Below are 24784 nucleotides of genomic sequence, written 5' to 3'. Positions count from 1 at the left end.
CGAAGGGGCAACTTCCAAATACCATCTGTGCAGTGACCAATAGTATCTTGACAAGACATCACAAAAAAGAGTAGTGACTCAGTTTGATTACATAATCTTTGCGCCAGGTGTTGTTGATCAATAAATACACCTTATCTGACGTGAATATTAGGTGAAGTTAAATTGAAAAACAAATCCTGAACCCATATTCCTAAGCTAAATCAGAGAACTAAACAGTCAGATGCAGTGTATTTATGATCAACAACATCTGGCAATCTACTCTCTCATAATATGAGAACCGGGTCACTACCAAAAAGAAAAAGGGCGTATCAGATTACTGATACACCCTTTCTTTATATTTTTTGAATACTCCTACATTTCCAGTGCGCCGGCAGCAGCTTCATCCACAAACCAGTGAAGCTCTCCATCCTCTGGCCTTATCAGCTGGGAAGGGTACTTATCCGGATTAAAAGTGCCTTCAATAACACTCTTTAATGTGAGCGACTTACCTGTACCGGTAGCCATAAATATTACACATGCCGCATTATTCACTACAGGAGCAGTGAGTGTAATGCGATACATATCCTGCGCAGGCAGGAAGAATGCTTTCACCCAGGCATCCTGTTCGTGTACCACGGGCATACCGGGAAACAGAGACAGAGTATGACCATCATCACCCATGCCTAACAGCACAAGGTCAAAAGTGGTTTCGCCTTCTTTAAAATAAGTGTGCAGCATCTTTTCATATTCAGCAGCTGATTCTTCCGGAGGAATATCAGTACGCATTACATGAATGTTCTCTTCAGGTACGCCTACAATGTTCAGCAGGGTATCATACGCCATCTTCGCATTGTTACGCTCGTCTTCAAAAGGTACGGCCCTTTCATCTCCCCAGAAGAAATGGATTCTGTTCCAGGGTATCATGATCTTATAAGGCTCCTTTGCCAGCAGCGTATGCAATTGTTTTGGCGTATTCCCGCCGGAAAGCGCCAGTGTAAAGATGGGCTGGTCTTGTAATACTTCCTGGATATAATTACTGATCCAGGCGGCCAGGTTTTCGCTGAGTTCCTGTGTATTCTGAGCTATGTGTAATTCCATAAGTCTTTATTTCGGCAGATTTATCCAGCTGTGACCATCTCTTGCGATCATAGCATCGGCATCCTCAGGACCCCATGAATCCGGAGCATAGTTTGGAAAATCTACTGGTGTACGGTTCTCCCATGTTTCCAGTATCGGCATCACCACTTTCCAGGCAGCTTCTACCTGGTCTGCACGCATGAAAAGCGTAGCATCACCTTCCATTACATCCAGCAGCAATGTTTCATATGCCTCAGGAGCATGCTGATCACCAAACTGTTCGTCAAAGTTGAACACCATTTCCACAGGTTCCAGCATCATGCTCTGACCAGGACGTTTTGCCTGGAAACGCATACGGATATCCATTTCCGGCTGTATACTGATGGTAAGGCGGTTTGGACGCCAGGTTTCCGCAGACTCTGTAGGGAAAGCATTATGCGGGGCCGGACGGAACTGCAACGTAATGTTGGTAGCCTTCTGGTGCATGTGTTTACCTGTACGTACATAGATAGGAACACCCTGCCAGCGCCAGTTGTCTATATAGAACTTAACAGCAGCATAAGTATCAGTAGCAGATTCAGGAGCCACTCCCTTCTCTTCCCTGTAACCGGGTACTGCCTTTCCTTGTCTCCATCCTTTGGAATATTGTCCGCGTACTGCGTTCTCGTGTACTTTTTCTCTCGAAAAAGGACGGATCGCATTCAGTACGTCTACTTTCTTATTACGGATCTCATTCGCATCGAATGATACGGGAGCTTCCATCGCTACCATACAAAGGATCTGCAGGATATGGTTCTGCACCATATCTCTCAGGGCACCTGAGTTCTCATAATAACCACCACGGCCTTCCAGCCCAACGGTTTCAGAAGCAGTGATCTGTATGTGATCGATGAAGTTGCGGTTCCACACCGGTTCGAACATAGCATTTGCAAAACGCAGCGCGATAATGTTCTGTACAGTTTCCTTACCCAGGTAGTGATCTATACGGTAGATCTGTTCTTCTGAGAACATACGGCCCAGGAGGGTATTGAGGTCATGAGCGCTTTGCAGGTCATGGCCAAATGGTTTTTCTATTACGATGCGGGTGCTGGCTTTATCGCTGCACAGGTTCAGACTGCCCAGTTTTGTGGCTATGGCAGGAACCAGTTGTGGCGCTACTGCCAGATAAAAGATCACATTAGGATGGGTACCCCATTCTGCTTCTTTCGCTTTTACCAGGTCGGTAATAACACTGTAAGCAGCCTGGTCTTCCGCATCCATCTGCAGGTAAGTAACGTTCTTACTGAATTCATTCCAATGACCGTTCTCTTCTCCTTTACGACGGGAAAATTTAGTGATCCCATCTTTCAGATGCTCATGGTATGCATCAATTGTATAGGCACTACGACCTATACCAGCTATTTCAAATTTTTCCGGCATATAATCATCCAGGAAGAGATTATATAATGCCGGTGTGAGTTTCCTGTAATTCAGGTCGCCACTTCCACCAAAAATAAAAAGAACTGAAGCTGGCGGACGTTTGTGATTTGTCATGACTATCTTTTTAACATTATCCTATCCTTACTCACCCCATACAGTATGGAAGCTACCGGTAGCGTCTGTACGCTGGTAAGTATGTGCGCCAAAGTAATCACGTTGTGCCTGTACCAGGTTGGTAGGCATACGTTCTGTACGGTAAGCGTCGAAATACCCCAGGGCAGACATGATACCTGCGGCAGCAATACCACTTTGTGCAGCCTGCGCTACAACAGTACGGGTATTAGTGAGTGCATTCTCTATTAAATTTGCTACTTCTTTGTTTAATAAAATGTTTGGCAGATCAGGCGATGCTGAGTAAGCCTTCATGTATACTTCCAGCAGGGTAGAACGGATGATACATCCTCCTCTCCATACCTTCACTACTTCCGGTAACGGGATCTCCATTTTCAGCTCTTTGGAAGCCTGATGAAGCATCGCCAGTCCCTGTGCATAACTGATGATTACACCGAAGTACAAAGCATCATGGATCTGTTTGATCCAGGTCTCTGTATCTGTGTTAAAAGAAGCTACAGGTTTGTTGTAGATCTTAGCTGCTTCTACACGTTCTTCTTTATATGCAGAGATAGTACGCATAGCTACTGCTGTGTCAATCACAGGTATTGCTACCGGTAATTCCATCGCATCCTGGGAAGTCCATTTACCAGTACCTTTTGATCCTGCTTTGTCAGAGATCACGTCTACCAGTCGTGCAGATGTTTTATCGTCCTTCTGCAGGAAGATGTCCGCAGTAATCTCTACCAGGAAAGATTGCAGTGCCCCTTCGTTCCATGTTTTGAATACCTGGTGTAAGCGGTCATTGTCCAAACCGGCATGTTGCAGCAAGGCATATGCTTCGCTGATCAGCTGCATAATGGAATATTCAATACCGTTATGTACCATTTTAACATAGTGGCCTGCTCCTTCTGTTCCCAGGTAAGCAACACATGGCGTGTTGTTCACTTTGGCAGAAATAGCTTCCAGCATGGGTCTTACCTTCTCGTAAGCCTCTTTGTCTCCTCCCGGCATGATACTAGGACCCGTACGGGCGCCTTTTTCACCACCGGATACACCCATACCCATGAAGTGGATGCCCTTCTCGCGCAGGTATTTCACCCGGCGTACTGTATCTGTATAATGGGAATTACCTCCGTCTATCACTACATCACCTTTCTCCAGCAGCGGGATCAGGGATTCTATCACATCATCTACAGGCTGCCCCGCCGGTACCAGCATCATCAGCTTTCGCGGACTTTGCAGTAACTGGACCATCGTTGCAAGTTCCGCCACCCCTTTTACGGTAGTGCCCGGTGTAGCCGCCGATTCGAGGGCGCCGGTCTTGGTACTGTCTTTATCAAACCCAATAACGGAAAAACCATGGTCAGCCATGTTGAGCAATAGGTTACGTCCCATTACGCCCAGGCCAATCATGCCAAAATCGAATACGCTTTGTGCCATAAATTATCGTGTAAGTGCCTTAAGAATATGTAAAATTAGGGAAGGATGTTGAAAATGGGAAATACTACTTTAGACGTGACAGTTTCATTACCACTCCAAAAACACCATCCCTGCCCCGCAAATTAAGATGGTAAAGCCTCCCAGCGCATGAACATACTTTTCAAGTTTCCCCGTTTTTAGAAAAGAAAATCCATAATATCCCAATAATACCATCATAATCATGGTGAGGAGGGTAAAAAGAGTGAATATAACCACCAGCATAATCATGCCATAAACGGAATGTTGGGCCGCCGGATACGTCAGCAGGGGGATTAATGGCTCACAGGGGCCTAATCCGAATATAATCAGCATGATCCAGGGGGTTACCTTCCTTCTCTCCTGTGGATAAACAACCTCTCCATGTTTATGTTCATATACGTAAATGTTGCCATCGTCATATATATCAAAGTGTTTGTGGGCCTTATTTTGAATGGCTCTACGGATACCCCATACCGTATATATCAGGCCAAAGCTAAGTAATGCCCATCCCGCAATTCCTCCTCTTAAATTCTCCAACCCGGTAATCCTCGATAATGACCATCCGAAGGCTATGCCCAGTACGCCCAGCAATACAGAGCTGCCTACATGGGCCAGCCCGCACAACAGCGTCCATACTATGGTCCTGGCAACAGACCAATCCCTTGCCCTGCTTAATGCGATGAACGGGATATAATGATCAGGCCCGGTCACCGTGTGCAGACAACTGATTGTAATAGCTGTAAATAACAACATTTGCAGTTCAGTGTTCATTGATACGGGTATTTTCAGATAGTTGTGGCAATAGTTTCCGTTATAAAGACAATTATTTTCTATAGCATCCTTTCACTTCCGGCTAACGCTGATATCTTTTTAAATAGTGAGTAGAGTTGCTCTCCTCCCTGTCCAAGTATTCTCACCAATAAAGCACCTGATGCTGTTTGAGAAACTCCGGCAGTAATCCCTTTCTCTTCTGACAGAATACCATTAATAAGATCAGACATCGTTATCATATCCTTTGTATCATCATGCCATAGCAAAGCTGCCTGATGAGTATATTCTTCCCATTGCCCGGTAGCATTGGCTGGTATCTGTTCCGGCTGAAGCACGGTAACATCTTTAAACAACAACTTCCCCTCTCTATACACTTCAGTAATACTCTGAAAAAGACGACACTTGAAAATCTCTCCGCTCAGTTTACGCCCACAGGTGATAATCTCTCCCCACATTAACCGGCAATCTTTTCCAATCTCAATTTTGTTATACCCTTCAAACACAGATTGTTCATGAGGAACAGAAGGATGAGGCAGATAACATAAACTACTTCCATCACCCATCCTCACCAGCACTTGTTGACTAGCACCTTGTTGCATATTAAATATCCGCTGATAGGATTGGGTATACAGATGAACATTGGCACCAGGGACTAACTCCAGGGAGATCTTATAACTATCTCCGTCTAATATTCCCGGAGAAGCAGTCATCATTACAAGATGTAATACAGGGTTACCTTTCCCACTGATATCTGCCAGCTTAAAAGGTCTTGTAAAATAACTATGTTGCAGATAAGTGATTCCCTGACGCTCTCCCGCTGTTATTTGCAGTTCACTGACCATGCTCCTTGTTGTTGGTAACTCACTGATCATTTTAACAAAGCAGGTTCTTCCACCGCTTCCAGTAACGCATCATGTTTAATCCAGCCTATCACAGCATCCAATCCTTCTAAACTCATCATATTGGTAAATACAAAAGGTCTTCCCTGCCGCATCTTACGCGCATCACGTTCCATCACTTCCAGACTGGCCCCCACATAAGGCGCCAGATCAATTTTATTGATCACCAGTAAATCAGACCGTGTAATCCCCGGCCCTCCTTTACGGGGGATCTTATCCCCTTCCGCCACATCAATCACAAAGATGGTCACATCTGCCAGATCAGGGCTAAACGTAGCTGACAGGTTATCTCCCCCACTTTCTATAAAGATGATCTGTACATCAGGAATACGTGTAGCAATTTCCTCCACCGCTTCCAGGTTCATACTGGCATCTTCCCGTATTGCAGTATGCGGACAACCACCTGTTTCCACACCTATAATCCTTTCAGCTGGTAACAGACTATTCTTCACTAAAAACTCCGCATCTTCTTTGGTATAAATATCATTGGTGATAACAGCCAAACTATACTGCCCGCTCATCTGTCGGGACAGCCTTTCTATTAATGCAGTTTTGCCTGCACCTACCGGTCCGGCCACACCTATTTTTATGTATGTTCTCTGTTCCATAGTTATGACATATACAATCTTGAATATAAACGCTCGTGTTGCATACTTCTTATATCAAAGGCAAAGCTGCAACGGCCTGCTAATTGCCTTGGTATAGTGAATGTCTTATCCGCCAATAATGATAACCCCGGTAATAAAGCAAACAATATCTGCTGTCCTTCCTGCTGCCCCAATGGCACCAGTTTCACACAGTTAGTAACCATTCCGGTAGCAGCGTTATAATAATACGCAGTCAATGCTTCTTTTAAAGGTATTCCTAACAGGAAAGCATATACCCCATAAGCCAGGCAGTAATGTATCCCTTTACGCATCACAACAGTAAAGTCATTATTATCTACTAAAGGAGTGAGTAATTTCACCAGCCGCATACCTAACTTCTGACTGGCCAGCCTTAGCTCCTGAGGAGCTTTCAATGCGGTACATTCTTCATCTAATAAAATCAGTTGTGCAATATCATTAGCTTCAGCAGCTCTGTAAGCCAGTACTGCAAATAAGGCATCATTATAAGGAAGATTATGTTCCAGCATATTCCTTATATACGCAGTAGCCTGCGTACCATTAGTAACCAGGCCTTGCTGCACATATGTTTCCAACCCATTGGAATGAGTATATGCTCCTACAGGTAAAGTAGGGTCAGTAAGATGAAGCAGATGTGGTAACCAGTTTTGCATACACGTTATTTAGAAGTTAACTGCATGATCTTACTAAACAGCGAACTGCCGGAGTTATGATTATGAGGTAATACGTTACTGCGTAACATGTTAGAAAGAACCCGCTGTTCCTGAACAGGAGCATATCCGCGGGCTTCCAGCCAACGGAATAAAGGTTCTTCAAAAGGGATTAATACCTGGTTACCGGATAAAAATAAAGGGAGATGTTTATTCCCGATCTCATAACAGATAGCGGCCATATCCGCCATTGTAGCAGGAGTGATCACTATTGCCAAAGAAGGCAGAATAGTAACAGTAATGGCTATATGCTCATCCATCCACAAAATATCACCTTCCTGTAATAAAGGAGACTCCTGTAAAAAGCGTAAAGCTATTTCACGTCCACCAGCCGTAGATCTGCGCAACACACGTTTGCCTGTTTCAAACCATTCCAGGTGCAATGCATCTGTATTACGGTCATTAAGTGAAACAGTATTTACATTCCCCAGTATAGCTTCTGCAACAATCATAAATTAAAACAAAAAGTAGCGTTGTGCCAAAGGCAACACACTCGCCGGTTCACATGTAATCACTTTCCCATCTACAGCCACCTCGTAAGTCTCAGGATTTACTGTAATATCAGGCGTACTGTTATTATGTATCAGGTCTCTCTTACCAATATTACGGCAGTTCTTCACCGGCAATACAATCTTCTGCAATCCATATTCCTTCACAATATCTTTATCAACAGCAGCCTGAGAAACAAAGGTCACACAGGTATTATGCAATGCTTTACCAAAGGCCCCAAACATCTCCCGATACATAACAGGTTGTGGTGTAGGGATAGATGCATTAGGATCTCCCATACGGCTACAGATGATCATCCCCCCTTTAATAATCATCTCCGGCTTTGCTCCGAACAACGCAGGCTTCCACAACACAAGGTCTGCCAGCTTACCCGGTTCTATAGAACCTACATACTCAGAAATTCCATGCGTAATAGCAGGGTTAATCGTATACTTAGCTACATATCGTTTCACACGGAAATTATCAGCAGCAATATCTTCAGATGAAGCATCCTGTTTAACATCCTCCGCCAGCAAACCTCTTTGCTTCTTCATCTTATCCGCCGTCTGCCAGGTCCTGATAATCACCTCTCCCACTCTTCCCATCGCCTGTGAATCAGAACTCATCATACTAAACACGCCCATATCATGCAAAATATCTTCCGCAGCAATCGTCTCGGGTCTGATACGGGAATCCGCAAACGACACATCCTCGGGAACACTTTTATCCAGATGATGACAAACCATCAGCATATCCAGATGCTCATCAATCGTATTCACCGTATAAGGCCGTGTAGGATTTGTAGAAGAAGGCAGAATATTCGGGTACATCGCCGCTTTGATAATATCAGGCGCATGCCCGCCCCCGGCACCTTCCGTATGATAAGTATGAATCACCCGTCCATCAATCGCTTTAATTGTATCTTCTAAAAACCCGGATTCATTCAATGTATCAGTATGAATAGCTACCTGCACATCATACTTATCCGCCGCCTTTAACGCAGCATCTATCACCGCGGGAGAAGAACCCCAGTCCTCATGGATCTTCAATCCCAGCGCACCTGCTTCTATCTGCTCCCATAACGGCGGCTCCGTAGCACAATTCCCTTTGCCAAGGAAACCTAAATTCATCGGAAACGCTTCCGCAGACTCTAACATCTTCCGGATGAACCATTTCCCCGGTGTCACCGTCGTAGCATTCGTCCCATCAGCAGGCCCCGTCCCCCCACCTATCATTGTAGTAATCCCGCTATGCAAAGCATGCGTAATCTGTTGGGGAGAGATAAAATGTATATGCGTGTCAATCCCTCCTGCAGTAACAATCAACCCCGCACCACCATGCACTTCTGTACTGGCTCCTATAATAAGATTAACCCCATCCATCGTATCAGGATTTCCCGCCTTACCAATCCCCACAATCTTCCCATCCTTAATACCAATGTCCGCTTTCACAATCCCCCAGTGGTCAATGATCATCACAGAGGTAATCACCATATCCAGCACTCCTTCATCCCTCACAGCAGTAGAAGACTGCGCCATACCATCCCGGATCGTCTTCCCCCCGCCAAATTTAGCTTCATCCCCATACACAGTATGATCATGCTCAATTTCGATGATAAGATCAGTATCCCCCAAACGCACCTTATCCCCTGTAGTAGGGCCGTACATTGCCGCATAGCGGCTCCTGTTTATATGTAAGCTCATTGTTTAAATTGTTGATCGGTGATTTTCTGCATAGCTGCCTGCAGCGCAGCCGGAGAAGTAGTCTCTCCATTAACCAGGTTATTCATCCCAAAGGCACGCCTGAAACCGCCTAAAGCAACAAGGTCCACCGGTTTCTCCTCTCCCGGTTCAAAACGCACCGCGGTACCCGCCATAATATTCAGCCGCATCCCAAAAGCAGCTGCGCGGTCAAATGCCAGCTGACGGTTCACCTCAAAGAAATGACAATGAGAGCCTATCTGAACAGGACGGTCGCCCGTATTCACCACAACCACCTGCGCGGTCTTCCGGCCTGCATTAGCCTCTATAGAACCAGGTTTAATAAAGTATTCTCCAGGAATCATACAATAAGGTTTATCTGATAGGATGATGTACAGTCACAAGTTTAGAGCCATCAGGAAAAGTGGCCTCTATCTGAATTTCTTCAATCATTTCCGGTACCCCGGGCATCACATCTTCCCGGGTAAGGATAGTCGCGCCATACTGCATCAGCTGCGCCACTGTTTTACCATCCCTGGCTCCTTCCTGTAAATGACTGCTGATAAGAGCAATAGCTTCCGGATAATTCAGCTTCAGCCCTCTTGCTCTCCGTTTTTCCGCCAGTTCTCCTGCCAGATAAAGTAACAGCTTCTCTGTTTCCCTTGCCGTTAAATGCATAAGTTTAGATTTTGGTTAACGTACCTTCTTCCTCAGGTTAAATTACAAAAAAAACCGGCGAATTACTCCGCCGGTGCAAATTAAGTATATTATGTTCTTCGCATGGACTCCGTTAGGAGTCCCGTGTTTGTAGCTTAATATTTTAATTAAGCAGAGTTCCTGGCGGCATTGATGATACCGAAAGAACAACGAACAACCAGTTTTTCGTAAGTAGCCTTTAAGCCTTCTTTATCACCATCCTTATCCAACTCACGGATGCAACACAGTGCATACTGCTGTATAGTCACCAATGGCAGTACGATACGCTCACGCATCTGGATCGATAACTGATCTACCGGACTGTTGCCCATCAACTCAGTTTCTCCCATAATCTTCAGCATATATTTCGTAGCCAGTTTGTATTCATCATAGATGATATTCCAAACCTCTCCAAACTTCGGATGTTTGCCATAAGAAGCAGTCAGCGGGAAGAAACATTTCTTCATGGCCATCTGGCAGTTATCCAGTAAGGTGCGGAAGAACAGTGAACTCTTATACAACCCTTGCAGTGACTCCCATTTACCCGCCTTATCAATGGCCTGCAATGCAGAACCTACTCCAAAGAAACCTGGTACATTCTGCTTGATCTGGCTCCATGCCCCTACATAAGGTACTGCACGAAGATCATTCAGGTTCAGCTTTCCACCGGAATTACGCTTGGACGGACGGCTACCAATGTTCGTCTCTGCATAATAACGCAGTGGACTGGCATGATCCAAATAATCCAGGAAATCAGGATGATGCTTTAACTTATTAAAAGCAGTATACCCTTCATCTGCCAGCGATTGCATCAGCCCTTCCTCTTCTGCGGTAAAAGTAATCTCACGGGAAGAGAAGATATCATTCGCAATACCGGCATGTACCAGCTGCTCTATATTAAACTGAGCAGCATCCACTGTTCCAAAGTTAGAACTGATCGTTTGCCCCTGTATTGTTAACTGTATTTCCTTATTCGCAATATTCCGTCCCATCGACTGATAGAACTGATGCGTCTTTCCACCACCTCTTGCCGGAGGACCACCACGACCATCAAAGAACACCACATTGATATCATACTCGCGTGAGATGCGAGACAGCTCCTCTTTCGCTTTATAGATACTCCAGTTGGCCATCAGGTAACCACCATCTTTGGTGCCATCAGAGAACCCCAGCATGATAGTCTGCTTGTTGCTACGTTGTTTCAGATGCTGACGATAAGCCGCATTGTCATACAAAGAGCGCATCACCGTACCTGCCTGACGCAAGTCATCGATCGTTTCAAACAAAGGAACAATATCAATGCTCAGCGCTTCTTTTTTCCAGCCACTCAAAAAGAACAGACCGAATACTTCCATTACATCCAGCGCACTTGTCGTATGACTGATAATATACCGGTGACAACCAAATTCACCATTCGCTTCCTGTATTGTTTGTATCGCAGCAATCGTAGCCAGTGTATCCTTCTGCAAATCAGTCTTCAGCACAGAAGCATCTACACTTGCAGTAATCTTCAACAGATTACTGATCTTCTCTTCATCAGAAAGATTCTTATAATTTGATGGCAGTATATCTGTAGCTTCTGCAATAGCAGCCAGTAACGGCCCATGTACAGAACTATCCTGACGAATATCCAGTGTTGCAAAGAACAACCCGAATAATTCTACACGACTGATCAGGTCATCCAGTAAATTCAGGAATAACCCGTTATTTTCTTCTATCAGGATAATACGTACACGGAATAAACTATCCAGTATATCCTGACGGCAAAGATTTGTTTTATGACCAGGGATAAAGAGATTACTAAACAACTGTAATTCCAGCTGGTTCAGCTCATTCTCAATACCTCTGAAAGTAAGACGGCGTTTCAGTTTACGTACATCCAGGTAATAACACTTGATGATAGCGCCTCTTAATGCATTCGCTACCTTCAATGTAATCTCCGCATTCACAAAAGGATTACCATCACGGTCTCCCCCGGGCCAGAAGCCCATTCTTATCACAGGATTGTTACTATTGATCGCTGCCGGGAACTGTGCCTTCAGTTTAGCTACAATTTTTCCTGCCGCAGTATAGAAAGTATTTTCAAGGAACCATACCAGGCTGATAGCCTCATCATATGGAGTAGGCTTTTCTTTCTTGAAGAAAGGTGTTTTGCCCAGTTGTTGCAGATAAGTATTTACCTGCGAAGTATTCTCATTTATCAATGCCCTCGACAGATCATTGATAATACCCAGCACCTCTCCGGGATAAAACTGTGTAGGGTGTGCCGTCAGTACCAGTCTTACAGAAAAGTCCTGTAATTTCTCTGCCAGCAGATCTTCTGCCTGTTCTACAACAATTTTTGATTGCAGATGCGTGAGAGAACCAGTACCCTGCATGTCATGAATATTGCGGAAGGCAGCATCTTCCAGCGCATCAAACAACACTACCTGACGTTCTGCATATTGCACAAAACGAAACATCAGGTCCAGCTTCTGCTGTTCATTAGCGGTGGTAGTATATTGCGAGAAGAAAGAGTTGAGAATTTCCTGGGGACTTTTTTCCTTTGCATACCCTTCTTCACAATGTATCAGGAATAATGAGAGAAATACGCCGGTCTTCTCTACCTTATGAAAAGGCAGTGCAGTAAAAAGGCTGTTATAAAGCTGGAACTTGGTGCCGACCAGGTTCTTGAACAATTGCAAGGTATTATTAACCGGTGCTTCCATAACTAATTTTCGTAATTTTAATGACCTCTAGCTAACCGGGAGATAAAAGTAGTATAAAATAGTTAGAAACAAGAATTGAACCGGATTAAAACAGGGATGCCACGACTTGACGCCGTGGCATATGTATGAACCCACCCCTTTGAAATCTACAGTTGAGAATTAACTACGTTAAATGGATAAAAATTAATCAGGTTTATTTATTCTCTATTCAGATGAAATGCTACAGGTAAGCTAAACTGTACGTTCACAGCTTGTCCATTCTGTCTGCCGGGATTCCATTTAGGCATTAATTTCACTACTCGTACAGCTTCTTCTTCCAGTCCTCCCCCTTTAGGCGCGCCAACAGGCGTAACACTTGTAATATTTCCATTATAATCTACAACGAACTGGATAAACACTCTTCCATCAATGTCATTTTCTGCCGCCATACGTGGATAGTGGATATGATCATTCAGGAATTTAGCTAAAGCTGCTTCACCCCCGGGATAGGATGGCATCTTTTCAACAAATGTGTGAATAGTTGAACGGTCTTCTCCTTTAGGTCCTTCCACAACATTCCCACCAGGGCCGCCCGTACCACCTGTAAGCAATGGTGCATCCACACCACTTATATCATCACCGGTTGTTGTAGTGGTACTGACACTCTTTTTGCCAATATCCGCTATTCTGGGCGCTTCATCTTCAGGTCTTACTTCTTCACGTGTGATAACCGGAGGGGTATAAGTAACCGATGAAACGGCCGGCAGGGCAGAGGCTGCACGAGCAGGAGGTGGTGGTGTTACAACAGGTGGTTTCTCTACATCTGTATGTAGCTCTGTAATTTTAATAGGAGGTATAACCTCAATTCGTGTATGCATATCCGCAGCCACTAAACGGTTGCTCAATACATATCCTCCAATGATGACTATTGCAATAGATGCAGTACCGATGATAGCATTGCGAACACGCCTGTCCTGGCTTCTCCGCAAGTCATAAGCACCATAATCTTTATTTCTTCCATCAAAGAGAATGTCTAAAAAATCGGATGAATAAGTGTTAGTTGCATTCATGGGATAAACGTTTCTATACAGATGCGTGTAGAAACATTTTCCATAAAGAACTATAAAAAAATATTTAGCTTTTAAAAAGGAGTTATAATAACCATCCCAGATTGAAATCCGGATTTGGGTCACCTATTTTGCTAAAGGAAGTATTCACTATCTTATATATAATAATGTCGTTGTTCAGTGTTGTTATGCCAGGGGGTGCGGGAGATACGTTACATATAATTTACCACCAATAAATTTGCAACATACCCTCCCCGCTAACCTGACCGGCATTTTTATTTACAGCATTAAAGCAAACAAAATATTTGAACGTTTTAACAGCAGCAACAACAGGCTGTGTTACAGGAATTGTAACAGGTAGAGATCACCAGATCACCCTTAGTAGAAATATGTTTATGCCATTGCATAATGTTATCAGTTTTAGATTTTCATTTTGCTGATTACTGTATACTGCTGGTGAGACACTACACAGGGAAAGCACTCAGCACCGCTTCCCGGGTGACCATCAGTATTAGTCCACTGATTCTGTAGACAAATATACGTTATGCTTTTATATTTCCAAATTCAAGATGGAAACTTTTTATTTTTTTTCTGATAAGCCTTCCATAAATAGTTGGTTATATACCGGTAATCCCATTTGGAAGGTGAAATAATTTTAATATTCTTAGATTTGAGAAGAGGGTCTGTGGCCCGTTAACTTATCACTATCATGAAAAAAATCCTCCTTTTCTGTTGCCTTACCAGCTTCCTGATTCCTGTTCTGAAGGCACAAAAAGATACCACCCATCTCCTGCGGGAAGTCGTTATCCAGGCCTATCCCGGCAAACACTTTTCTTTATTACAGGTCCCTACCAGCAGTGCTGTCATCACTCCTCAGCAATTACAGTTGCAACAGGGTACTACCCTCTTACCTGCTTTAAACAATATTCCCGGTGTACGCATGGAAGAACGCTCTCCGGGCAGCTACCGCCTCTCCCTGCGTGGCAGCCTGTTACGCTCTCCTTTTGGCATCCGCAACGTGAAAATATATATGGATGAGATTCCCCTCACTGATGCCGGAGGCAATACCTACCTGAATCTGGCTGATGCCGGCAGCTTTGATGGCATAGAAGTCCTCAAAGGCCCCGATGGCAGTCAGTTCGGAGCCAACTCAGGCGGTGTACTCATCTTCCACCCGGCAGGCAGCCTGCCTGATACCAACCACATAAAGGGCGATATCCAGGGTGGCAGCTATGGCCTCTTCCACGAACAGGCTGCCTGGCAACAGCAATGGGGCAACTACCGCATGAACCTTTACCAGGCAGTACAACATTCCGATGGATACCGGGTGAACAGCGCCTTAAAAAGATATTATGTACAAACAGATCAGCAATGGCAGTACAATGCCCATAACCGCCTCAAACTGATCGCGTTTTATAGTGACCTCGACTACCACACACCGGGTGGCCTGACGGCTGCTCAGGCTGCGGCAGATCCCAAAGCTGCCCGCCCGGCTACAGCTACCCTTCCGGGAGCCGTTACCCAGCAGGCCGGTATCCACAATAAAACTGCCCTGGGCGGATTGGTGCACGAATCACAACTCTCTGACCACTGGCAACATGTGATCTCCGTATATGGCAGTAATACACACTTCGAAAACCCGTTCATCACCAATTTCGAAGCCCGTGATGAGAATACGTTTGGCGCCCGCACCTACATAGCCTTACAGAACCAGGCTATAGGTAATACAAACATTCACCTCGACTGGACCACCGGCATCGAGTGGCAGCAAACAGGCTCTGATATTAACAACTACGGCAACCGTGCAGGTAAACGGGATACCGTACAGGCGGCCAGTAACATTACAGCACGCCAGTACTTCTACTTTACCAGCCTTACTTTTCACCTCAGTAAACAACTGCTGGCCGAAGCAGCTGCCAGTCTGAATTACTTCAACTACAGCTTCAATGACGAATCTGCCGGCGGCACAGGTAAAAAGAAATTCAGCCCGCAGCTGATGCCAAGGTTCTCCCTCTCCTACCTCATTACACCGGAGTTTGCTGCGCGCGCAACGGTTAGCCGTGGTTACTCCACCCCTTCCATTGCTGAAGTACGTCCTACAGATAATGTGATCAATACTTCCCTGCAGGCAGAAACAGGCTGGAACTACGAAGCTGGCTTAAGACTCAATAACCGTCATAACCGTTACCAGTTAGATGCATCCGTATTCTACTATCACTTACAGGATGCTATTGTAAGAAAACTGCATGATGATGGAAATGAGTATTATATAAATGCAGGTGGCACCCGACAGTCTGGTGTAGAAGTACAGGGCATGACATGGATTCAGGAACCTGCACAGACAGGCTTTTTAAGAGGTACCCAGTTACAGGGTAGCTACACCTACAGTCACTTCCTGTTCAGCGATTATAACGCCGTAGGAAAGGATTATTCAGGCAATGCACTCACAGGTGTTCCTAAACATACCGTAACAGCAGGATTATTGCTGCAATTCCCCGCACATGTTTCCTTATTCACACAATACACCTTTACAGATAAACTACCACTGGATGATGCCAACACTACTTATGCAAAACAGTATCACCTGTTACAATGTAAAGTCAGCTGGGAATTGTGTAAACGTGTAGCTGTTTATGCAGGAGCGGATAACTTATTAAATCAGTTCTATAGTTTAGGGAATGATCTGAACGCTGTAGGTAACAGGTATTACAACCCTTCTCCTACAAGAAACTATTACGGCGGAGTAAGATTCGCACTATAAAAGAAAGGGGCCGCCAAACGGCCGCCCCTGCACATTGTTAGAATCAAAAAAAAATATTATACTAGTTGCTTAACTGCTGTTTTATAATGCACTAAAGGCAATGCACGCAGCCTCGCTGCTGCATATTCCGGCGTAATATCCCGCTGAGGATTTGCCAGCATTTCATAGCCCACCATAAATTTCTTTACAGTAGCAGAACGCAGCAACGGCGGATAAAAATGCATATGCCAGTGCCACTCCGGATGATCACCACTGTTAAAAGGCGCCTGATGCATACCCGCAGAATACGGGAAAGACGTCTCAAACAGGTTATCATACCGCGTAGTCAGTTGCTTTAAGATATCGGCCAGGCCTTCCTTTTCAGCAGCTGTAAACTGCAACAGGTTCTGTACATGCCTGCGACTGATGATCATCGCCTCATAAGGCCATACTGCCCAGAAAGGCACTACAGCAGCAAAATGATCATTCTCGGCAATCACGCGCTCTCCTGCTTTCAGCTCTTTATCTAAATAAGCTGATAATAAACTCTTACCATGTTGCTGATAATACTTCAGCTGCTCACGGGATTCTTTTTCAATCTCCATCGGCACATCTTCCGATGCCCATATCTGACCATGCGGATGAGGATTACTACATCCCATGATCTCTCCCTTATTCTCAAAGATCTGTATGTATTTGATGAAAGGCACTGCTGCCAGCTCTTTCAACTCAGTACACCACAGGTCTACTACTTTGCGGATTTCAGGCACTTCCATTTCCGGCAATGTAAGATCATGTCTCGGACTGAAACACACTACCTTACAAATACCCTTCTGAGAACGTGCTACAAAAAGGCCATCATCATCTACACCACCAGCGGGCGTATCAGATAACAAAGCAGAGAAATCATTGGTAAAGGCAATCGGTCCTTCATAAGCGGTGTTCTTTGTTCCGTCTGCACGGGTATTACCCGGACATAAGTAACAATCATCCACGTAAGAAGGTCGCTGCCCCAGTGCAGGAGCTTCTACTTTCCCCTGCCAGGGACGTTTGGAACGATGCGGAGAAACCAGCACCCATTCACCTGTAAGGATATTCAGGCGGGTATGCGGGTGCGCTGTCAGGTCAAAGGGATTTTCAGACATACTTAATTATTAACTAGATCATTCACGGTACGACAACCATCTTCAATGCTCGTTACATAAGCTTTGAGAGGTACTTTAAATTGTTGCTCATATCCTGCCGCGGCTTTCTCCAGCAATGCAGGTACAGCAGATTTCTTTACAATATTGATTGTACAGCCACCAAAGCCTCCACCCATCATACGGGCGCCTAACACACCACTTTCACCACCGGCAAATTCAGCCAGCCAGTTCAGCTCAGGACAACTTACATTATACAGTTTGTCCAGCCCTTCATGAGTAGCAAATACCTTCTTACCGAATGAAACAAGATCATCATGCTGCAGATCTACACAAGCATCCTGCAAACGCTGTATCTCTTCTACTACATACCGGCAACGGTTATATGTTATTGCATTGTACGACTTCACATATTCATCCAGCATCCCCATAGAAGCATCACGTAAACTGTTTACTTCGGGATGATGTTTTTTGATAAGCGCCACACCCTGCTCACACTCTGCACGACGGGTATTGTATTCAGAAGAAGCCAGGGAATGTTTCACCTGCGTATCTAATAATACCAGACTTACATCATCAAAGTTGAAAGGAATATATTCATATTCAAGAGAAGCACAATCCAGTTTGATCAATTGCTGTTTCTTGCCAAACATACTTGCGAACTGGTCCATGATCCCACAACGAACACCCACAAACTCATTCTCTGCAGCCTGAGATAACAGGGCCATATCCCTGCGGCCGATGCCCAGGCTAAATAACTCATTCAAAGCATATACAGTAGCACATTCGAGTGCAGCGGAGGATGAAAGGCCGGCGCCCAGGGGTACATTACCGCAGAATGCACATTCGAATCCACCAATGATATGACCACGTTTCTGGAGTTGCTGAACAACACCCAGCAGGTAATCAGGCCATTGCTGTACAGTAGGTTTTAACAGATCAAGGCTGCCAGTGTAGTGATCATCTATATCCAGTGCATGCATCACGATCTGCCGGTCGTTACGCTTTACTATAGCAAGGTAAATTGCCTTGTCTATAGCGGCTGGCAACACAAAGCCGTTATTGTAATCCGTATGTTCTCCAATGAGGTTAATACGCCCGGCAGCCCTTACCATGATAGGCTCCTGATCAAAATGCTGCTGACTGAAAGCGCTTAATTTTGCTTGCTCCACTATGAATTGTTTTATAATTTATTATTCTTTCCCTGTTAATGATTTGATCAGCGTAACTTCTTCTGCACTGAAAGGTGTTCCATCAGCACGGAAGATGTCATGAAACCATACCGGGGGTTCTTTACCATCCGGCATCGGACTATCCCAGGCATAAATAGTATTCGTTTTACCGGATACCAGTCCCCAGTTATATGCAGCCACATGCTCGCTTTTCAGCAATGGCATAATATTCGCAAAACGGCTGCCACGGGTACGCGCCATATATTCTGTACAAATAAGCGGACGACCGTAATTACGCAGTGTATCTATCGCTTTCTTATGTTCCTTCTCATCCGCATAATTATGATAAGTGATCACATCTGAATTATTCAGCTGGAATACATTCAATGCAGTCAGCTGCTCACTCCATACACCGGCAGAAACAGGTTGTTTCGTCTTCACTTCATGTGCCCAGGTAAACACCGCTTTTAACAGCGGGAAACTCTTATCCTTATAATCCGAGTTACCCGGTTCATTATAGAGGTCCCACAACAGGATGCGTTTATCCTTACGGAAAGTCGTCAGTACATCCTTCACATATCTTTCCAGTGTATCTGTTGGTTCATGACGGAACCCGGGGTCCTGCAACCAGCCGGAATTATGAACACCCACTTTAGGAACAGGCTGTGTACCATAGTGATAATTATTATTCCAGCAATCGTCAAACAACACAAACAAAGTTGAAATACCATGACTATTAGCAATGGTCAGGTAAGTGTTCATCCGCTGTTTAAAACCTTGCGGGTCTTGTTCCCAGGCTGCATGATGCAGGAATACCCTCATAGAATTCAATCCGATAGAAGCGGCATATCCCAGATCACGGTTAATAACTGCAGTGTCAAAGGAAGCTGCCTGCCACATCTCCAGCTGGTTAATAGCATTGCCGGGGATAAAGTTGGAGCCTCGTTGCCAGTCGTGATGACGATACCATCGGGCTGCTTTCTTTTTAGACCATGTACTTCTCTGAGCAAAAGCAACATTGGCCGATGTTGCCGCCAGGAGTACAAATAGAAAAAGTTTCAGTTTCATACTTGCATTTTTGTGGAGCTATAAAAAGATGGTATTTATTTCATCATGGAATCATTAAAAAGTGGAATCAATATTCAAATTTATATGATTTACGTAAACGATTACAATAAAGTTGCATTAAAATCTTATCTCTCTATTCATTTTAAATCAAAACGTTGAATATCAATAGATTATAATCAAGAGGAATTGTAACAGTCAATAAATGTAATCGTTTACTTTCAATTATACAAGAGGAGTTATCTCCTCATTGATGACTGGCGGAATGCGGTAACAGGCTCAAGCACTATTTTGGTCCGCTTTTGAACCTGTACATCTCCTTTATCTTCAATTAGTTCCATCAGCAACTTAAAGGCTTCTTTACCCATCTGTACCGTTTGCTGATCTATACTGGAAAGACTGGGGGTAATATGTTCATCAAAAGATTCATTGGCAAATCCTACCACTCCAAAGGCTTCCGGGATCTCTATCTTTTTATCTTTTAATTCCTTTACAGCGCCTAAAGCGGTAAAGTCCTCTACAGCAAATACAGCGTCCGGTGGCTGAGACAATGACAATAGGTGCTGAATAGCCTGTCTGCCGGATTCTATGGACACATTCCCGAAATACACCAGCTCATCCTCTACCGTAATACCATAAGCGGTAAGCGCACCCTTATAACCGTCCAGCCGGTCTTTAAATATTTTCAGGTGCTGTTGCCCTGCTATATGGGCAATTCTTTTGTATCCCTGCCTGATCAGGTGTTCAGTAGCAAAATAGGCCCCTTTATAGTCATCAATTACCACAGAAGGAATATTGAGACTATCATTGGCACGGTCAAAGAATACGAGCGGAACGCCCCTTTCCTTTATTTCGAGATAATGTGAGAACTCGGTAGTTTCTTTGGCAATAGAAGCCAGGATACCATCCACACGGCTGCTTAAAAAGGTTTCTATTCCTTTTTTCTCATACTCCGGCTGTTCATTGGACTGGTATATAAGCACACTATAGCCATGCTGGTTGGCCATGCTTTCTATTCCATGTACTACGGAACCGAAGAAATTGATTTCTGCACTGGGGATGATTACGCCGATGATATTAGTCCTGCCGGAACGGAGAGAATACGCAATCCTGTCCCGCCGGTAGTTCAGACGCTCTGCTGCTTCCTGCACTAATCTCCGGGTATCTTCACTGGTTCCTTTCCGGTTATTTAACGCCCGGGAAACGGTAGCTCCCGTCAGATTCAGCTCCCTGGCGATATCTGCTATAGTGACTTTGTGGTTCAATAAGGGCTGTGTTTAATACTAATGTATACAAATGAATCGGAAATATGTCAAATTTTCTAATTGCATAGCGGGAATTCTTGTATTATATTTATAACTAGCTAATAACTAATTATGCAAACAACACCGCAACGCTTCCTACCTCTGGATGTTTTCAGGGGCTTGACTGTTTGTTTTATGATCATCGTAAACACACCGGGTACGAATGATATCTTCGCTCCACTGGAGCATGCCCGGTGGCATGGATTTACACCTACGGATCTCGTATTCCCGTCCTTTCTCTTTGCGGTAGGGAATGCCATGAGCTTCAGTATGCGTAAGTACCAGCAAATGGGCAATGCAACCGTATTATCCAAAATCTTCCGTCGTACGCTCCTCATCTTCTTACTGGGATTCATCATGTACTGGTTACCTTTCGTCCGTACTGGTGCAGATGGTCACTGGGAGTTTATTCCCATTTCAGATACCCGCATCTTAGGTGTATTACAACGTATAGCACTGTGTTATTGTTTTGCTTCCTTACTGATACATTACCTGCCTAAAAAAGCATTGTTGATAGTGAGCGCTGTTTTACTGCTGGGTTACTGGGCCATCATGTATGCTTTTGGAGAACCAGGTGCTCCTTATGAAATACACAGTAACGCTGCTTTATACGTAGATCAATTTATCATGGGCGATAGCCATCTCTACCATGGCGAAGGCTTTGCTTTTGATCCTGAAGGTATCCTCAGCACATTACCGGCTATTGTAAATGTTATTGCAGGTTACCTTGCAGGGCTCTTTATCCAGGAAAAAGGAAAAACGCCACAGGGTATTACCCGGCTGATCACTGCCGGAGCTATTCTCATCCTGATAGCCTGGTTATGGAATACACAGTTCCCTGTCAACAAAAAATTATGGACCAGCTCCTTTGTTCTCAATACCGTAGGTATAGATCTGCTGATCATCTCATTACTCATTTATATAATAGACTTTAAAAATTCCACAGGCTGGACCAGCTTCTTCACCGTATTCGGGAAGAATCCACTGTTCCTCTACCTCTTATCTGAGGTAGGTGTTATTTTTCTGAGCTTCTTTACAATAGGTACGGTATCCGTGTTTGCATGGTTGAATATTCACATATTCCAGCCCATCGCTCCCGGAAAAGTAGGGTCCCTGATTTTTGCCCTCACTTATATGCTGTTTTGCTGGAGTGTGGGTAAAATCCTGGACAAAAAACGTATATACGTACGTGTGTAATGTATGATATGCTTATATTAGCCTTGTGAACCCAACGTGCTTTGCTAGCATTGCTTATTTTTAGTTAGAATTAGTATGGAACTTTCGTTAAAAGGAAAAACCGCGCTCATCTGTGGTAGTACCCAGGGTATCGGGTTAGCTACAGCCAAAGAACTGGCATTTTTAGGCGCAGAATGTGTGTTGTTAGCAAGGAATAAAGAAAGCCTGCAAACCGCAGTTGAATCACTGGCAACCGAGCATCTTCAGGAACACAGCTACCTGATCGCCGACTTTCGGGATACCAAACAGGTAGAAGACGCCATCAAAGAGATTACCAACCGCAGGGCGGTACATATATTAGTCAATAATACGGGTGGCCCCAAAGCGGGGCCACTCATTGATGCTGATACCCACGAATTCACAGATACCTTCCAGCAACACCTTGTATGCAACCACATCCTGGTACAGGCTGTTATCTCCGGAATGACCGCCGCCGGTTACGGACGAATTATTAATATCATCTCCACTTCGGTAAAAGCCCCGCTTAAAAACCTGGGCGTTTCCAATACTGTCCGCTGGGCTGTTGCTTCCTGGGCCAAAACACTGGCCGGTGAACTCGCCCCCTACGGCATTACCGTCAACAACGTATTACCCGGCTCTACCAATACAGCCCGCCTGGATAGCCTGATGATATCTATGGCTGCCAAACGTAACACCTCTCTCAGTACTATAGAGGAAGAACTGCTAAGTGAAATTCCCATGAAACGCTTTGGTGATCCTAAAGAGATAGCAGCTGCAGTTGCTTTCCTGGCTTCTCCTGCTGCGGGTTATATCACAGGCATTAATCTTACTGTAGATGGAGGCAAAACACCGGTATTGTAAAAAGAAAAAGCCCCGGCAGATGCCAGGGCCTGATTTCATCACTTTTACTATTACAAATTGAACAAGTGTGTATCTGATTAGAATGTAAAGTTCCAGATTCCTTATTTATTAAGTAAAGCAAAAACGGAAAAGTATTTACGCAACCGGGAAAACTCTTCCCGGTTGTTTTATTTACTGTTGTACATCAAACCATAACGGAGTGATCAGCTGATCAGCCCCCTGATTAACTATTGCTGCTTTATAACTCACAGCATTCAATGCCTGTTCCCCTGAAGGATAAGTCAGCCTGAAAGGAATCTTACCACCTAAATTTCCCTGGTAAGCCGGTGTAAGTACAGGATAATCCAGCCTGCGCCATTCTGCAAAACCTTCCAGCCCGTCTCCAAATAAAGCCAGCCATTTCTGCTCTCCTATAGACTGCTTGTAATTAGCACTATTGTATACCACTCCTGGCTGTAAAAGATAAGCTGATACAGCCGCATCACTGATACCATACTGTTTCAATGAAGCAGTTACTGCCTGTGCATACAGATCAGCCGCATCACCAGACAACAAACCACGCTGAGCAGCTTCTGCTTTAATAAACAACAGTTCTGCATAATTGAACAATACTGCCGGCGCTGTATTGATAGTAAATGCAGCCCCCACATCTGAAGTTTTATACAATCCTAAACGGGATGCAGAATCGGTAGGTAATCCGTTTGTAACTCCTATAATTACATTGGTATCCCTTGGCAAAGCAGCATAAATACTTAAACGGGGATCATTAAATGATCGTAATTTATCTACAATACTTTTGCTGATACGGTAGTCACTACGGGTTTCCCTGTTTTTGGATACCGGGTTCTGGTTAGGAGAAGCCTGGTAAATAAGTTGTGCATTCTGTGCATTTGAAGCAATAAGTCCTGCATCATCTGCTCCTATCTCATCAAATACAACCTTCGCTGTAGCAAATTCACGGTCTGAAATTCGCAGGGCTATACGCAGGCGTAATGAATTCGCAAACTTTTTCCACTTCGTCAGATCTCCATTGTAGAGTATATCTCCGGAAATAGGATTATCTGCCGGACTAATCAGCCCTACAGCAGTTTTCAGTTCTGCCAGTATCCCGGTATACACATCTTTCTGTGCATCATATTTGGGAGTCGGATATTTTTCGATATCCCCCGCCTGAGAATAAGGAACATCTCCATACAGGTCTGTCAGTGTCTGGAAAATCCAGGAACGCATGATCAACGCTACTGCCTTGTAATTTGGATTGTGTAAGCTATCTCCCAACTGCGCAAGCGTGGTAAAATCCTTTATACCCTGTGCATAGAAATTGTTCCACACAGTTTGAATACTGGTAGCAGCAGGAATATATTTATCAGGATCTGTATATTGGATCTTAGCCCAGTACTGTACATACAGCGTGCTTGTTTCCATAGATGCATCGGTACCCCAGTAGGTATCTACATTTGCTTTGATACCATTCGTCAGCAGATAATCCGGTTGCACCGTCTCTGCTTCATTAGGGTTCCTGTTAATCTTTTCCAGGCTCTTGCTGCATCCTGTTAATATCAGTCCTGCACCTGCCACCCAAAATATATATTTGAATAATTTCATGATCTT

Annotated in this window: 20 protein-coding genes and 1 pseudogene; 3 read left to right on the top strand and 18 right to left on the bottom strand. The window is 44.5% G+C overall.

The annotated features are described in order from the left end of the window. Positions 1–351: 351 nt before the first annotated feature. The 13 genes and pseudogenes from pgl to BMW86_RS13985 form a co-directional block, all read right to left on the bottom strand. Positions 352–1077, bottom strand: coding sequence for a 6-phosphogluconolactonase (gene pgl, locus BMW86_RS14045; protein ID WP_089782372.1), 726 nt, complete (start codon positions 1075–1077; stop codon positions 352–354). A gap of 6 nt (positions 1078–1083) precedes the next feature. Beyond that, on the bottom strand, positions 1084–2589 hold the full coding sequence (zwf, locus tag BMW86_RS14040; protein ID WP_089782371.1) for a glucose-6-phosphate dehydrogenase: 1506 nt from the start codon (positions 2587–2589) through the stop codon (positions 1084–1086). A gap of 27 nt (positions 2590–2616) precedes the next feature. Next, positions 2617–4029 carry an NADP-dependent phosphogluconate dehydrogenase gene (gene gndA / locus BMW86_RS14035; RefSeq protein ID WP_089782370.1) on the bottom strand — a complete coding sequence of 471 codons (1413 nt, stop codon included), beginning with the start codon at positions 4027–4029 and terminating at the stop codon, positions 2617–2619. An 87-nt stretch (positions 4030–4116) separates the two neighbouring features. After that, complete coding sequence (locus BMW86_RS14030) at positions 4117–4818, bottom strand: urease accessory protein UreH domain-containing protein (RefSeq protein WP_089782369.1); 702 nt, start codon at positions 4816–4818, stop codon at positions 4117–4119. A 59-nt stretch (positions 4819–4877) separates the two neighbouring features. Next, positions 4878–5660 (bottom strand): urease accessory protein UreD, encoded by a 783-nt coding sequence (locus BMW86_RS14025; protein ID WP_177189265.1) that lies wholly within the window; start codon positions 5658–5660, stop codon positions 4878–4880. A gap of 26 nt (positions 5661–5686) precedes the next feature. Beyond that, positions 5687–6325 (bottom strand): urease accessory protein UreG, encoded by a 639-nt coding sequence (gene ureG, locus BMW86_RS14020; protein ID WP_089782367.1) that lies wholly within the window; start codon positions 6323–6325, stop codon positions 5687–5689. 2 nt (positions 6326–6327) lie between these two features. Further along, positions 6328–6996, bottom strand: a complete 669-nt coding sequence (locus tag BMW86_RS14015) for an urease accessory protein UreF (RefSeq protein ID WP_089782366.1) — start codon at positions 6994–6996, stop codon at positions 6328–6330. 5 nt (positions 6997–7001) lie between these two features. Continuing rightward, positions 7002–7505, bottom strand: a complete 504-nt coding sequence (gene ureE, locus BMW86_RS14010) for an urease accessory protein UreE (protein ID WP_089782365.1) — start codon at positions 7503–7505, stop codon at positions 7002–7004. 3 nt (positions 7506–7508) lie between these two features. Further along, entirely contained in the window at positions 7509–9245 is a 1737-nt protein-coding gene (ureC, locus tag BMW86_RS14005) for an urease subunit alpha (protein ID WP_089782364.1), read from the bottom strand. 62 nt (positions 9246–9307) lie between these two features. Continuing rightward, positions 9308–9607 (bottom strand): annotated as a pseudogene (locus tag BMW86_RS14000) (urease subunit beta); the annotation flags it as partial. A gap of 10 nt (positions 9608–9617) precedes the next feature. Beyond that, on the bottom strand, positions 9618–9920 hold the full coding sequence (gene ureA / locus BMW86_RS13995; RefSeq protein WP_089782362.1) for an urease subunit gamma: 303 nt from the start codon (positions 9918–9920) through the stop codon (positions 9618–9620). A 146-nt stretch (positions 9921–10066) separates the two neighbouring features. Beyond that, positions 10067–12646 carry a phosphoenolpyruvate carboxylase gene (locus BMW86_RS13990; protein WP_089782361.1) on the bottom strand — a complete coding sequence of 860 codons (2580 nt, stop codon included), beginning with the start codon at positions 12644–12646 and terminating at the stop codon, positions 10067–10069. 197 nt (positions 12647–12843) lie between these two features. Next, positions 12844–13695: an energy transducer TonB gene (locus tag BMW86_RS13985; RefSeq protein ID WP_089782360.1), complete on the bottom strand. Its 852-nt coding sequence runs from the start codon at positions 13693–13695 to the stop codon at positions 12844–12846. 706 nt (positions 13696–14401) lie between these two features. Between BMW86_RS13985 and BMW86_RS13980 the strand changes: the two genes are divergently transcribed. After that, positions 14402–16453 (top strand): TonB-dependent receptor, encoded by a 2052-nt coding sequence (locus BMW86_RS13980; RefSeq protein ID WP_089782359.1) that lies wholly within the window; start codon positions 14402–14404, stop codon positions 16451–16453. Between the two features lie 56 nt (positions 16454–16509). Here the strand turns inward: BMW86_RS13980 and BMW86_RS13975 are convergent, their stop codons facing one another. From BMW86_RS13975 to BMW86_RS13960, 4 genes are all read right to left on the bottom strand, one after another. Continuing rightward, entirely contained in the window at positions 16510–17577 is a 1068-nt protein-coding gene (locus tag BMW86_RS13975; RefSeq protein ID WP_089782358.1) for a UDP-glucose--hexose-1-phosphate uridylyltransferase, read from the bottom strand. A gap of 2 nt (positions 17578–17579) precedes the next feature. Next, positions 17580–18746: a galactokinase gene (galK, locus tag BMW86_RS13970; RefSeq protein ID WP_089782357.1), complete on the bottom strand. Its 1167-nt coding sequence runs from the start codon at positions 18744–18746 to the stop codon at positions 17580–17582. A gap of 21 nt (positions 18747–18767) precedes the next feature. Beyond that, the gene (locus tag BMW86_RS13965; RefSeq protein ID WP_089782356.1) at positions 18768–19814 is read right to left on the bottom strand and encodes a glycoside hydrolase 5 family protein; all 1047 of its coding nucleotides are present in this window, start codon (positions 19812–19814) and stop codon (positions 18768–18770) included. A gap of 236 nt (positions 19815–20050) precedes the next feature. Next, the gene (locus tag BMW86_RS13960; protein ID WP_089782355.1) at positions 20051–21076 is read right to left on the bottom strand and encodes a LacI family DNA-binding transcriptional regulator; all 1026 of its coding nucleotides are present in this window, start codon (positions 21074–21076) and stop codon (positions 20051–20053) included. A gap of 111 nt (positions 21077–21187) precedes the next feature. Here BMW86_RS13960 and BMW86_RS13955 point away from each other — a divergent pair, with 111 nt between their 5' ends. Next, on the top strand, positions 21188–22312 hold the full coding sequence (locus BMW86_RS13955; protein WP_177189264.1) for an acyltransferase family protein: 1125 nt from the start codon (positions 21188–21190) through the stop codon (positions 22310–22312). A gap of 75 nt (positions 22313–22387) precedes the next feature. Continuing rightward, positions 22388–23173 carry an SDR family oxidoreductase gene (locus tag BMW86_RS13950; RefSeq protein WP_089782353.1) on the top strand — a complete coding sequence of 262 codons (786 nt, stop codon included), beginning with the start codon at positions 22388–22390 and terminating at the stop codon, positions 23171–23173. A 171-nt stretch (positions 23174–23344) separates the two neighbouring features. Here the strand turns inward: BMW86_RS13950 and BMW86_RS13945 are convergent, their stop codons facing one another. Continuing rightward, positions 23345–24778, bottom strand: a complete 1434-nt coding sequence (locus BMW86_RS13945; protein ID WP_089782352.1) for a SusD/RagB family nutrient-binding outer membrane lipoprotein — start codon at positions 24776–24778, stop codon at positions 23345–23347. Positions 24779–24784 lie beyond the last annotated feature (6 nt).

This window comes from Chitinophaga sp. YR573, from assembly GCF_900110995.1.
In the GTDB taxonomy this organism is placed as follows: Bacteria; Bacteroidota; Bacteroidia; order Chitinophagales; family Chitinophagaceae; genus Chitinophaga.
Note: the sequence above shows the minus strand (reverse complement) of the source record. Positions and strands in the feature narration are given on the sequence as shown.